Source organism: Morganella morganii H1r (assembly GCF_000633515.1).
GTDB lineage: Bacteria > Pseudomonadota > Gammaproteobacteria > Enterobacterales > Enterobacteriaceae > Morganella > Morganella morganii_B.
The window spans coordinates 159,137-171,932 of record NZ_AYMP01000006.1; the positions used below are offsets into that span (position 1 = coordinate 159,137).

Sequence of the window (12,796 nt, forward strand, 5' to 3'; positions counted from 1 at the left end):
TGACATATCCCTTTACTCAACAACATGTTTATTCCTTTTTGGTTGAGTTTGAATACGACGAGCAATGAAGTTCCAAATACACCGGAGAGCAGTATGGATCTTGGCAAACGAAAATTTCTGCAAAACCTGGGCGTCCTGACAGCAGGTACGGCCCTGGTTCCGATGGCGGAGGCAGGTCTGCATTTTTCGCCGACCCGCCGCGAAGGTGACCCGTCAAAGCGCTACGGTATGCTGATTGATTTACGCTGCTGTGTCGGCTGTCAGTCCTGTACCGTCAGCTGTTCTGTTGAAAATCAGAGCCCGCAGGGGCAGTTCCGCACCAGTGTCAGTCAGTATCAGATTCAGATCCGTAATGAAGAGGCAACAACCAACGTGCTGCTGCCGCGTCTGTGCAACCATTGTGATAACCCGCCGTGTGTGCCGGTATGCCCGGTACAGGCTACTTTCCAGCGCGAAGACGGCATTGTGGTGGTGGATAACACCCGCTGTGTCGGCTGTGCCTATTGTGTGCAGGCCTGTCCGTACGATGCCCGCTTTATTAACCACAGCACACAAACCGCAGATAAATGCACCTTCTGCGCCCACCGTCTGGAAGCGGGGCTGTTACCGGCCTGTGTGGAATCCTGTGTCGGCGGTGCACGTATTATCGGTGACCTGAAAGATCCGTCCAGCACCATCAGCAAAATGCTCAGAGAGCATGAAGCCGCGATTAAAGTGCTGAAACCGGAAAACGGCACACTGCCGCAGGTGTTCTATCTGGGACTGGATGAGGCTTTTGTCCATCCGCTGGAAAATCGCGGACAGCCCGCATTATGGCAGGAGATCCACTGATGACTGAACAAGCAATGTTAATTCAGGAAGTGCTGGCCCGGCCGCAGGAAATCACCTGGCTGCCGTGGGCAGTGCAATACTTCTTTATGATCGGGATCGCCGCCTGTGCCGCCCTGTATGCCTGCTGGCAGCGCTGGCGCGGAGACAAACGGGATGCCCGCCTCGAGATGCTGGCGGTCTTTATCAGTATCACGCTCGGGATCGCCGCGCCGATGGCGCTGACAGCGGATCTGCATCAGACCGCCCGTGTCTGGCATTTCTATGCTTATCCGACACCGTGGTCGTGGATGCCGTGGGGCGCTCTGTTTCTGCCTGCGTTTACCGGTTGTATCGGTCTTTATTTCCTGGCACTGGTGGCGGATAAAATCTGGCATAAGCAATTTAAACTGACCCGCTGGGTGGCACTCGGCAGTGCCGCATTTGCCATCGGTCTGCTGATATATACCGGCCGTGAGGTGTCTGTGGTGCGCGCGCATCCGATCTGGTTCAGTTACTGGATCCCGGTGCTGCTTTTTTTCAGTGCATTACAGGCACTGCCTGCCCTGATGATGCTGGGTGCCCGCCGTGAGCCGCAGTATCAGGCACAACTGGCGCGTCTGCAGGTGGTTTCCTTACTGTTGCTGGCGGTGTGTATGGGTTTCTGGATCGCCGGTGACACTATTTCAGGTGCTGCTATCCGTACTCAGCTGCGCTTCGGCACAACCGGGTGGACACTGGCGATGGGGGAAATCGTTCTGTGGAATGTCCTGATGGTGCTGGCAGTCCGTCTGCTGACCCGCCGCGGCTCAGTCGCCTGTATCACCGTTCATACGCTGCTGACGCTGTTCCTGACCTGGTCGCTGCGCTGGCTGCTGCTGATGCAGGTACAGACACTGCCGAAATACAATGTCATGCACAATCCGTACAGCCTGCCGATGGGCACGGACGGTATTCAGGCCATTATCGGTACGATTGGTCTGTGGATAGCTCTGGTGATTATATTCCGTGAAGGTATCCGCTGGGTTAATAACAAAGTACAGAATCAACAGAAAGTCGCGCAGGACGGGGGTGTACAACATGGCTAAGTCAACAAGACGTCAGTGGTTAAAAGCAGGTTTGGCGATCGGCGGACTGGCAGCGTTCGGTTACAGTTACCGCGATGTGGCGAAACGCGCTGTCGACGGGCTGATGAACGGTACATCCGGTAAAGTGACGCTGCACCGCATTAACGGTAACTCGCTGATCCCTGAAGGGAATGCCCTGAAAGGCTGGCAGGCGGAAAACGCACAGGCGGTCTCAATGACCCAGTGCTTCGGCTGCTGGACGCAGTGCGGGATCCGTGCCCGCGTTGACCGCGAAACCAATCAGGTGATCCGCATTGCCGGTAACCCGTATCATCCGCTCTCTCACGACCACCATATCGCTTATAACACGCCGCTGGCGGAAGCCCTGAAAAATATGGGCGGCGAAAGCGGCCTGGAAGGGCGTTCCACCGCCTGTGCCCGTGGCGCAACACTGATGGAAGGGCTGCACAGCCCGCTGCGTATCCTGGAGCCGATGAAACGCGCCGGTAAACGCGGTGAAGGCAAATGGCAGCGTATCAGCTTTGAACAACTGATAAAAGAAGTGACGGAAGGCGGTGATCTGTTCGGTGAAGGTCATGTGGACGGGCTGCGTGCTATCCGCGACCTCGATACGCTGATTGACCCGGCACAACCGGCACTCGGCCCGGTGGCAAACCAGTTACTGGTGACCAACGCCGGGGATGACGGGCGCGATACCTTTATCCGCCGTTTTGCCCAGAATGCCTTCGGCAGTAAAAACTTTGGTGCGCACGGCTCCTACTGCGGACTGGCTTACCGCGCCGGTTCCGGCGCACTGATGAACGACCTCGACAAAAACGCCCACGTCAAACCGGACTGGGATTATGTGAAATTTGCGCTGTTCCTCGGCACCTCTCCGGCGCAGTCCGGTAACCCGTTCAAACGGCAGGGGCGTCAGCTGGCGAATGCGCGGATCCGCGATAGCTTTAACTATGCGGTGGTTTCACCGGCACTGCCGCTGACCACCACGCTTGCCAATGACCACGGGCACTGGATCCCGGTCACACCAGGCACGGATTCCGCGCTGGTGATGGGTATGATCCGCTGGATGATTGAGAATAACCGCTATAACGCGGAGTATCTCGCCGTTCCGGGGGAAGCCTCCATGAAGCGTGTCGGTGAGAGCAGCTGGACAAACGCGACTCACCTTGTCATTACCGATGATGCGCATCCGCTGGCCGGTCAGCATCTGACTGCTGAAGCCCTGAACGGGCAAACATCTGAAGAACCGGTGTATATGGTGCTGACAGAGCAGGGTGAGCTGGTTCCGGCGGACAACTGCGACCGCGCAGTACTGGAAGTCAGCCAGCCGGTCACGCTGGCAGACGGTACCACGGTGGATCTCAAGAGCAGCTTCCTGCTGCTGAAAGAATCCGCACAGCGTTTTACCCCGGCAGAATACAGCGCCCGCTGCGGCGTGCCGGAAGAAACAATTGCCGCACTGGCGAAAACACTGACCTCGTACGGCCGTCAGGCGGCAGTCATTTCACACGGCGGGATGATGTCCGGTAACGGATTCTATAACGCCTGGGCGGTGATCATGCTCAATGCACTGATCGGTAACATGAACCTGAAAGGCGGTGTCTCTGTCGGCGGCGGTAAATTTAACGGTGCCAATGACGGACCGTGCTACAAAATGGACAGCTTTCCGGGCAAAGTGAAGCCGAAAGGCATGAACCTGGCGCGCAGTAAGTCGGTCTATGAAAAATCTGATGAATACAAAAACAAGGTTTCTGCCGGTCAGAACCCGTATCCGGCCAAAGCACCGTGGTATCCGCTGGCAGCCGGTCAGCTGACCGAGCAGCTCGGCTCCGCGCTTGAGGGGTATCCGCACAAGCTGAAAGCCTGGATCACCAATATGACCAACCCGCTGTACGGTATTGCGGGAATGCGTCAGGTGATGGAAGAGAAGCTGAAAGACCCGGCGCATCTGCCGCTGATTATCGGTATCGATGCCTTTATGAATGAAACTACCGCGCTGGCGGATTACATTGTGCCGGATACCCACAACTTTGAAAGCTGGGGGTTCAGTGCACCGTGGTCCGGGGTACAGACCAAAGCCACCACCGCCCGCTGGCCGGTTGTTACGCCGCGTGTGGCAAAAACGGCGGATGGTCAGCCGGTCGCCATGGAATCCTTCTGTATTGCGGTGGCGAAAGCCCTGAACCTGCCGGGATTCGGCGACAATGCTATCGCGGACAATGACGGCAACACCTGGCCGCTGAACACGGCAGAGGATTACTATCTGCGTGTGGCGGCCAATACTGCCTTTATGGGTGAGAAACCGGGGCCGGAAGCCAAAGAGGCGGATATCCGTCTGTCCGGGGTGGATCGCATCATGCCTGCCATGCAGCAGGTGCTGAAAGCAGAGGAAATCAGCCGTGTGGCTTATCTCTTCAGCCGCGGCGGCCGTTTTGCGCCTTATGAAAAGGGCTGGGACGGGGAGAAAACCGGGCCGCAGTGGAAACAGCCGCTGCAGATCTGGAACGCGGAAGTGGCACAGAACCGCCATGCCATCACCGGCGAGCGTTTCAGCGGGTGTCCGGCCTATTATCCGCCGCGCCTGTCTGACGGCAGCGATATTGACCGTGTCTATCCGGCGGAAAGCTGGCCGCTGAAACTGATGTCCTTTAAATCCCATGTGATGAGCAGTTCAACCACCATGATTGAGCGCCTGCACCATGTGAAACCGTCAAACCTGGTGGCAATCAACCCGGCGGACGGCGAGAGGTTTGGCGTGCAGCACGGGGATCGGGTACGTATCACCACGCCGGGCGGCAGTGTCGAAGCGCAAATCAGCCTGCTGACCGGTGTGATGCCGGGGGTGGTGGCGATTGAACACGGTTACGGACATCACGAAATGGGCGCGCGTCAGCACTATCTTGACGGCGAAGCGCTGGCAATGGATAAACGCATCGCGTCCGGCATTAATATCAACGACCTCGGCTTCGCTGACCCGACCCGTCAGGTGGCGAACACCTGGCTGGACTGGGTAACCGGCGCCTCTGTCCGGCAGGGACTGCCGGCGAAAGTGGAACGGATTTCCGCAGCCTGATAACACGGTCTGCCTCAACCCGTCATCACCTCTGGCCACCCCGTAAAGTAAACCCCGAAAGTCGGATATCCGATGATTAGGGGTTTTTCGTTTCAGAGTTCATCATCAGCTCAATCTGAAAAAGACTCAGGCTTCTTTTGCAGCAAGCCCTTCAGTCAATCATACAGAGCCGATACAACAAACCCTTTTTGTAATGCAATTGTTTTTCCTCCGACTGAAATACTGTTAGGTATTGATGCATACGTAAAACCTTTTCCGGCCGGTAGCCTGAGCTTATTACCTTTTTGCAGAACAACGGCTTCACCATTCGTACTTACCGGATTCCTCAGAATTATATGTCCTTCCCCTGAGCAAATAAATACCGGGATAGTATCAGACAAGCCATTGGGGTTAACAATAACCTCATGACCACGCCCGGTTAATATGTAACTTCCGAAGTTTTTTAACACGGTATCACCGACTGAAGCATGACCATCACCAAAAACATTAAGAACTATTTTTCTCTTCAATCCGTCTATAATTGCCGTATTACTACCAGAACCACCATCAATGACGTCTTCCGAACCTGATACGAATACAATATCATTTCCATCACCAGCATTAATTCCGGCTCCGGTACTTCTGGAATAAATAGTATCATCTCCATTCAGAAAATCACCATATCCCTGAATACTGTCCTTACCCTGATTGTTATGAGCGATATAAGATGTGTCTTTTATAGCACCATCTGATGTGTAAATAATATGAGATACCCGTTTTCCCTTAGTTTCTTCATGTGTTTTAAAACCGATAAAACCCATGTTTTCATTTTCCGGGGATGTATTATAGGTAACATTATCAAAACTGCCGGCTTTCTCAGGTGTTATATACTGATGTCCGCTCAGTGATTCATAAAACAAATATTCACCAGCCTCATTTTTTTGTTTTTCACCAGGAACATTATCATCGCTTAGTATAAATTCATTATAACTGCCTTCACTTTCACCTTTCTGATTCGTTTTTGATATCCATGCATAATTATACAGTTGATTTCTGGTCACATTGAGTATTGTATCTTTAAAGAATACTTCTCTTTGTCTGCCTCTTTTTTTTGTATCTGATATAGCATCCAGAATTAACCCTCCTCCCATTAAAAACAAGGCGAACCCAAACCCGGTAAACCCTGACAGAACAACACCAGAGATAGCACCTAATATACCCAGTGAGGCTGACGCAATTTTTGCCAGATCTGTCTCCTCCACACCTTCGATGAAGTTCAATGCACTGAATATCACACCAACGGAGGCACCTGCTGTTTTCAGTATTCCTTTTACTTCAGCGGCATAAGACCCGGAAACAAGTTTAAAAGGATCCATATGTTCAATCAGTCCGGTACTGAAAGAAAAGATATCAGCTGATGCAATTTTCACATAATCAAGGATAGCATTTTCTTTTGTTTCTCTGTCTACCTTCGGATCAGATAAGATTATGGTTAAATAGATAAAGCTTACAGCATTAAGAGCCGTTGTCAGCGAGGCATCAGTACTTACTGACCGTTTAATTCTGCCTTTGTATATTGATTCAAATAGTGTTTTACGTTCAGCTATTATCTCCAGGTGTTCTTTACTGCCATAAAACTTTATACCTTCTTCAGTAAATGGATTTATACTCCGATCTATTTTTATCTCGTTTTTTTCCGCAACTGATATGAAACCTGACCAGTCAGTTAATAAAGCAGGAGGTTTAACGTGTTCTGTTGTCAGGTCTTTAATATGAACCTCTCTGTAATACTTACTTGTTTTTTCGCAGTTAATACCTGCAAAAAACTCACTTAAAGTGCTGTCAGTCATATCCGTATAAATATGTTCATTGTTAATGTTTATATCAATAAAAGACATTAAACCCAGATTCACTGTTACATCAACTTTACTGGTTTGAGTAAGGTCCATAAAAAAATCTGTTCTTATCGATTCGTTACCATTATCCCATACAATGAGATCCTTTCCGCGCTTTGATAATTTAAAAACATCTTCGGTATTATATTTTCTTAAGCTAAAGATAGTGCATTTCGAGTGTCCTGTATCAGATCTCAAATCAAAGGTAATATGACTTATGCCTTTTTTTATTTTTTTAACAACGCCAATCTGATGAACATCCGGAACCGTGTGTTGTGAGGGAAGGGAGAATGTCAGATAGTCTTTTGTTTTATACATCTCTGAACCCAGCCTGATCAGATCTAAATTCATTGCCTTTCGGGGTTGTATTTTTTTTGATTGACCGGACTCATCACTAATGAGTCTGTATGTTCTGAATACTTTTTTAGGTGTTCCGGACAGACACAGTTTTTGGATATCCATGTCCGTTGCTTTCAGTAAATCTGATTTTATTTCGTTGTTTTTTATTGATTCCGGTGAACTGAAACTGTCCCACAGCGCTTTTCCTCCTGCGGTTAATCCTAATACCCCCATGGCAGTACCGGCTGCAATGACTGTTTTACTTTTCAGGGCCTGCACATAAGACGTTGCCACGGGTGCCACAGCTGCTCCTGCCGCCGCCAGAGGCAGTAAAGTATCCCCGCCACTCTGGCTTGTGGCTGATGAGGATATCTGTGTTTCCCGTATGCCGGTGTGTACAGATATGCGATGAGCCCCTTTTGTCAGCGGTGCGGGATAAGCGGTGGCTTCACATTTCATATTGAAATACGTGTTGGTAATAATCTTTTCGTTTATTTGCCGGCGGCTCTCAGTCTTAAGGTTAGTACAATACAGCAGCGCTGAAAGACCACTTTCCTGCCGGAGTTTGTCCGCAGCCAGATAATGCATCTGTTCAGGCACAGAGAGATGAGTATTTACCCCGGGCGCAGGGGCCGGCCTGTTCTGTACTGTCGCACAGGTATAAGCCTCAGGATTGGCAGTTGAATTTGATGAGAATGCGGTGAGCCGTTGTACTGAGGAGCAGGGAGCCGGTGCATCGCATACACCTCCGCTCATTTCCGCCAGAGTGTCGACCTCAAAAGCGGGAGGTTGTTGTAATTTACCTGTTTTTTCAGCGGGTTCCGCACCGGATGAGAGATTACCCGCCATATTTCCCAGCGCAGTCCAGTAGTGGCCGGCACGGATAAAAATATTAGCCATAAAGGCCGGCACTTTCAGCACATTGCGTTGCGGGGGGCCTTCGTCTTTCATCCGGTGCCTTGCGACAATGGTTATCACCGCCAGTGCCGTAAACAGGCGGACAGACGTGTGATTGTCGTCGTTACCCAAAAACTGTTGCAGAAACGTTCCATCCGTCCAGCCGGTAACGGTATTTCTGATAATCGCTGCCAGCCGGGAAACAATATTCATATTCTCGGGAAGGTACTCTGATACCAGTCCGAGGGCATGCAGTGCTGCGGTATCAATATTCCGTCGTTCAGTAACCGCAGTATACAGACTGTTTGCTGCGGTAATGAGCGGGGCCGGGGTACCCGGAAGTAGTTCAGAAAGGCAGACAGAAAGTATTTTGTTCTCCCCGTATTCGCCCAGGGTACGGACAAGCTGCTGCACACACCGGCGGCAGTCTTCCGTAAACGGAACCCGTGAATCCGCCGCTTCTCCGGCAGAAAACGACGGATCAGTATGATGGTCTTTATAAGGGGTAAAGGCTTCAGCCCCTTCAAACCAGGTCTCTTCCATTTCAACGTAGTCGATGGCATCAGACCAGATATCCGGGTCTTCCGGTTCTGGATTATCCCGGCATACCGGGGTTATGTTAGCTGATGAGGCGGTGGTTAGTGTGTTTACAGGTGGCATATACTTCCGTTTCTGATTTGTAACCGGCTGTTAAGACTCCCTTATTTATCATTCTCAAAAAAAAATGTCTGTCAGTAAAAAACATGATACGTATTCAGTTTTTGCAGCAAGCCCGCAGAAAACACAAAGGACACCAAATGGTGTCCCTCTTGTGCGGTCTTTGCGTGTCAGTGTCTGATATTGTCTGACTGATTATAATATTCACCGGATTCAATTTTATCGATACCGGCCTGAAGTATGTCAATCAACTGGCGGGCGACATCGGTCGTCAGCCACATGGTTTTATCCACTTCTGCATGTTCGGGAGACTGGGACTGATCCTGCAGATAATGCAGGCGCAGCATCATGGCGTCGTAACTGTCGACGGTACTGATATCCCATCCGATAACCGGATGAGTCTGGATAACGGTTTTTTTATCGTTCATAGAACCTCCTAATCATACGGCAAGATGGCTAAGTATCTCTGACTAAGAGCTGACGTCCCGTTAACAACGGGTGATATCAGTATAAGGTCTTTTTGAAAAGTAAAAAGGGGGGGATCAGACTTTTATTATGCAAAAAACGGCAAAATAGTCTTCTCTGAACATCATAGTCGTGCAATAAGCCGTTTTTCGCCTTATTGCACTAAATGACTACGTATTTATAACTAATTTATTTTGCTTAACGACAGGTTTTAATATCCCAGCGGGCATCGGTGCCGGCCAGGAAAGGCACTAAAATATCTTCTGCACCGTTAATGGTTTCCGGGGTGATAACTTCCTGACGGGTTAATTCGATAAAGCCGTCATTGACCGGCAGACCATAAAACGCCGGGCCGTTCAGTGAACAGAATGCCTCAAAGTGCGCCAGCGCGTTAAGCTCCTCAAATACCGTGGCATACGCGGCCAGTGCGGTCGGGGCATTGAACACCCCGGCACAGCCGCAGGCGGACTCTTTGCGGTGACGGGCATGCGGGGCACTGTCCGTGCCGAGAAAGAACCGCTTGCAGCCGCCGGCTACCGCCTGACGCAACGCTTCCTGATGCACATTTCGTTTCAGGATCGGCAGGCAGAACAGATGCGGACGCACACCGCCGACCAGCATGTGGTTGCGGTTAAACATCAGATGCTGCGGTGTCAGTGTGGCGGCGACATTATCATCCCCGTCCAGTACATACTGCGCGGCTTCTTTGGTGGTGATATGCTCGAACACCACTTTCAGTGCCGGGAAATCACGGCGCAGCGGGATCATCACATCATCAATAAAGCGGGCTTCGCGGTCAAAAATATCAATATCGGCATGTGTGACTTCACCGTGTACCAGCAGCGGCATACCGTTGCGGGACATCATCTCCAGCACCGGATAAATATTGCGGATATCTGACACGCCGTGTGCGGAGTTGGTGGTCGCATTCGCCGGATACAGTTTACAGGCAGTAAACACACCTTCGCGGAAACCGCGTTCAATCTCTGCCGGGTCTGCGTTATCGGTCAGATAGCAGGTCATCAGCGGGGTGAAATCATGCCCCTGCGGAACGGCGTCCAGGATGCGTTCGCGGTACGCAATGGCGGCATCGGTGGTGGTGACCGGCGGAACCAGGTTCGGCATCACAATGGCGCGCCCGAAAAACTCACTGGTGAAAGGCACAACAGTACCGAGCATCGCACCATCACGGAAATGGATATGCCAGTCGTCAGGGCGGCGGATTTTCAGGGAAGTAACAGGATGAGTCATTGAACCGGCTCCGAAATAAGTAAAGGATAACCTGATGGCGGGTGCCATAAGCCGGAAAAGAATGATAGAACGATTCGCCGGTAAATACCATGTTAATTTGCGTTTCTGCGTTATCGGCGGAAAAAGTGAAAAAAACACAGGCAGAAATGGCACAGGCCCCGGGAATCAGACAGCCGACAGTCGCCGGAATGGAAAAACCGGGGCATGATGTCAAATTATCCACGCTGAGACGTTATGTCGATACTATTGGCGGAAAACTGAATATTGATGTTGAACTGCCGGACGGTACGCACTATACGTTCCGGGTCTGATACGGGATACGGCGGATAAAACAGAGAAATAAACAGGAGAGATAAACGCTGGCTCCTCCAGCTGGACTCGAACCAGCGACATACGGATTAACAGTCCGCCGTTCTACCGACTGAACTATGGAGGAACATCTTCAACGCGGGGTGCATAGTAGTGTGGCAGGGCGGGTTTGTCAAAATGAAAAATGACTTTTTGAATCGTTCGCTTTGTTTGTGATCACTTTGCGGAAAATAACAGCGAAAAAGGTTAATTTTGCCTGTAAATCAGTCAGTCAGAAAAATAAAAACGGGTAAACAGAAATTGCCGGATGACAGAAACGAAAAAGCCCGCTCAGTGAGCGGGCTCTTAAATATGGCTCCTCCAGCTGGACTTGAACCAGCGACATACGGATTAACAGTCCGCCGTTCTACCGACTGAACTATGGAGGAAGCGTGTTCTCTGTGAGAACGGGATGCATAGTAATGTGGTCAGAACGGATTGTCAAAGCGAAAATCAGCGATTGCGATCTGTTTGCCGCACTTATGAGCACATCGGCGGAATAATCATCAAAATCACAGGGTTAACAGATATAAATCCGGTTTTTAAATTCGCCGGACGATAAAAAGGGCAGTACGGGGAAATGAAACAGCGGAAATGAAAAAAAGCCTGCTCAGTGAGCAGGCTTTTAAATTTGGCTCCTCCAGCTGGACTTGAACCAGCGACATACGGATTAACAGTCCGCCGTTCTACCGACTGAACTATGGAGGAATTGCGTTCTCGTGAGAACGGGGTGAATCATAGCTATCCTGCGGCAGCTTGTAAAGGGCAAAATGCAAAAAAATGACTGAGTGGCTAAGGCTTGAACAATTGCGGCTGAAACAGTACGGATTCTGCTGTTCTGTAAGCCGTGTCCGGTGCTGTCTGAATATTTTAATGGCTTTCGTGCAGGAAGGGGCGGTTCCGGTTTCCGGCGGGCAGAAACGAAAAAGCCCGCTAATTGAGCGGGCTCTTGAATCTGGCTCCTCCAGCTGGACTTGAACCAGCGACATACGGATTAACAGTCCGCCGTTCTACCGACTGAACTATGGAGGAAGCGAGTTCCCGTGGGAACGAGGCGCATATTAACGGGGTGCCCCGGTTGTGTCAACGGGAAAAAGATAATTTTATTCTGTTTGCTCAGCAAGTAACCCGGGTGAATAAAAAACAGGCATAAACAGTGGCTTAAGCCGCGCCTTTCATCCAGTGAGAGCGTGGTTTCTCCGGATGCGCTTCCGGGTACGCCATCAGATGCAGATCATAAAATGACACGGTACCTTTTGTTTCTGTCATATGGCGGATCGCCTGTTTCAGTGATTCACTGACCTGCGGGTGGTCAAGTAACACCGCCAGGGTTTCCGGAGGTACTGCTTCGCTGACAAACCATTCGCCGTTGTAGCACACCCGCAAATCCAGGACACCGATATCCGAAAAGCGGTAAACCGGTTTGACCTCAAACAGCAGAACCGCAGCCATTACCAGAAACAGGGCACTGAAACCGAGCAGCCAGTAAAAACCGAAGTAGGGTGCGTAATAAATAAGAACACCCAGCACAAGATAAGACACCACCATCGCCAGACATAAATAAGGATAGGTGCGGATAAAATGACTGCTGAAGCGGGGTTTTCCGTCCCGTTTCTCACGCTGATTAATATTATCAAGGGCGCCGGTAATAAGTGTTCTGACGACATCCATATAAATGACCTCCGCAGGTCTGCTGACTGTTCTGATACATTATATTAACATGTCAGGCATACAACCGCGCAGAACAGTTACAGGGTTTGTGAGGGAGAACTGTTATGGTGCGGGGATTATTAAGAATAGTCTTATTTGGCTTAAGACAGGTGTATTTATCCGTTCAATACGCTGAAATTGCAGGCAATCAGACAAACAAAAATGCATAAATATGAGCGCTTTCACTTTTTTTAAAATTCACGGTAATAAATCAGTTGCTATTCATCCTCACTCATGAGTTAATGTTTGCGGCCCTAAAAAGAGCAGCTTTATGTATGACAACTGAG

Annotated in this window: 7 protein-coding genes, 4 tRNA genes and 1 pseudogene; 4 read left to right on the forward strand and 8 right to left on the reverse strand. The window is 50.4% G+C overall.

Going from position 1 to position 12,796, the window contains the following annotated elements; translation table 11 throughout:
- Window positions 1–93 precede the first annotated feature (93 nt).
- Genes ttrB through ttrA form a run of 3 tightly spaced genes read left to right on the forward strand, consistent with a single transcriptional unit; the run spans window position 94 to window position 4,968 of the window.
- Complete coding sequence (gene ttrB / locus U868_RS0103960; protein WP_025152159.1) at window positions 94–831, forward strand: tetrathionate reductase subunit TtrB; 738 nt, start codon at window positions 94–96, stop codon at window positions 829–831.
- Complete coding sequence (gene ttrC / locus U868_RS0103965) at window positions 831–1,895, forward strand: tetrathionate reductase subunit TtrC (protein ID WP_025152160.1); 1,065 nt, start codon at window positions 831–833, stop codon at window positions 1,893–1,895. Before ttrB ends, ttrC begins: the two co-directional genes overlap by 1 nt.
- Window positions 1,888–4,968, forward strand: a complete 3,081-nt coding sequence (ttrA, locus tag U868_RS0103970) for a tetrathionate reductase subunit TtrA (protein WP_025152161.1) — start codon at window positions 1,888–1,890, stop codon at window positions 4,966–4,968. The genes ttrC and ttrA overlap by 8 nt, the downstream gene beginning before the upstream one ends.
- 155 nt (window positions 4,969–5,123) lie before the next feature.
- Here the strand turns inward: ttrA and U868_RS0103975 are convergent, their stop codons facing one another.
- The 3 genes from U868_RS0103975 to pyrC form a co-directional block, all read right to left on the reverse strand.
- Window positions 5,124–8,738, reverse strand: a complete 3,615-nt coding sequence (locus U868_RS0103975) for a calcium-binding protein (RefSeq protein WP_025152162.1) — start codon at window positions 8,736–8,738, stop codon at window positions 5,124–5,126.
- Between the two features lie 167 nt (window positions 8,739–8,905).
- Window positions 8,906–9,163, reverse strand: a complete 258-nt coding sequence (gene bssS, locus U868_RS0103980) for a biofilm formation regulator BssS (RefSeq protein WP_004236879.1) — start codon at window positions 9,161–9,163, stop codon at window positions 8,906–8,908.
- Window positions 9,164–9,398: 235 nt separating this feature from the next.
- Window positions 9,399–10,451: a dihydroorotase gene (gene pyrC / locus U868_RS0103985; RefSeq protein WP_025152163.1), complete on the reverse strand. Its 1,053-nt coding sequence runs from the start codon at window positions 10,449–10,451 to the stop codon at window positions 9,399–9,401.
- A gap of 119 nt (window positions 10,452–10,570) precedes the next feature.
- Here pyrC and U868_RS0103990 point away from each other — a divergent pair.
- Window positions 10,571–10,762 (forward strand): annotated as a pseudogene (locus U868_RS0103990) (XRE family transcriptional regulator); the annotation flags it as partial.
- A 49-nt stretch (window positions 10,763–10,811) separates the two neighbouring features.
- Here U868_RS0103990 and U868_RS0103995 read toward each other — a convergent pair.
- The 5 genes from U868_RS0103995 to U868_RS0104025 form a co-directional block, all read right to left on the reverse strand.
- Window positions 10,812–10,887 (reverse strand) — tRNA-Asn (locus U868_RS0103995).
- 225 nt (window positions 10,888–11,112) lie between these two features.
- A tRNA-Asn gene (locus tag U868_RS0104000) sits at window positions 11,113–11,188 on the reverse strand.
- A 243-nt stretch (window positions 11,189–11,431) separates the two neighbouring features.
- Window positions 11,432–11,507: transfer RNA gene (locus U868_RS0104010), tRNA-Asn, on the reverse strand.
- Window positions 11,508–11,755: 248 nt separating this feature from the next.
- Window positions 11,756–11,831, reverse strand: a tRNA-Asn gene (locus U868_RS0104015).
- A 129-nt stretch (window positions 11,832–11,960) separates the two neighbouring features.
- A complete protein-coding gene (locus U868_RS0104025; protein WP_025152165.1) occupies window positions 11,961–12,470 on the reverse strand; it encodes a YlaC family protein in 510 nt (169 codons plus the stop codon).
- Window positions 12,471–12,796 lie beyond the last annotated feature (326 nt).

What these genes read in the sequence shown, in the direction of transcription:
- ttrB (WP_025152159.1), top strand. Translation starts at nt 94, where the DNA reads ATGGATCTTGGCAAACGAAAATTTCTGCAAAACCTGGGCGTCCTGACA.
- ttrC (WP_025152160.1), top strand. Translation starts at nt 831, where the DNA reads ATGACTGAACAAGCAATGTTAATTCAGGAAGTGCTGGCCCGGCCGCAG.
- ttrA (WP_025152161.1), top strand. Translation starts at nt 1,888, where the DNA reads ATGGCTAAGTCAACAAGACGTCAGTGGTTAAAAGCAGGTTTGGCGATC.
- U868_RS0103975 (WP_025152162.1), bottom strand. Translation starts at nt 8,738, where the DNA reads ATGCCACCTGTAAACACACTAACCACCGCCTCATCAGCTAACATAACC.
- bssS (WP_004236879.1), bottom strand. Translation starts at nt 9,163, where the DNA reads ATGAACGATAAAAAAACCGTTATCCAGACTCATCCGGTTATCGGATGG.
- pyrC (WP_025152163.1), bottom strand. Translation starts at nt 10,451, where the DNA reads ATGACTCATCCTGTTACTTCCCTGAAAATCCGCCGCCCTGACGACTGG.
- U868_RS0104025 (WP_025152165.1), bottom strand. Translation starts at nt 12,470, where the DNA reads ATGGATGTCGTCAGAACACTTATTACCGGCGCCCTTGATAATATTAAT.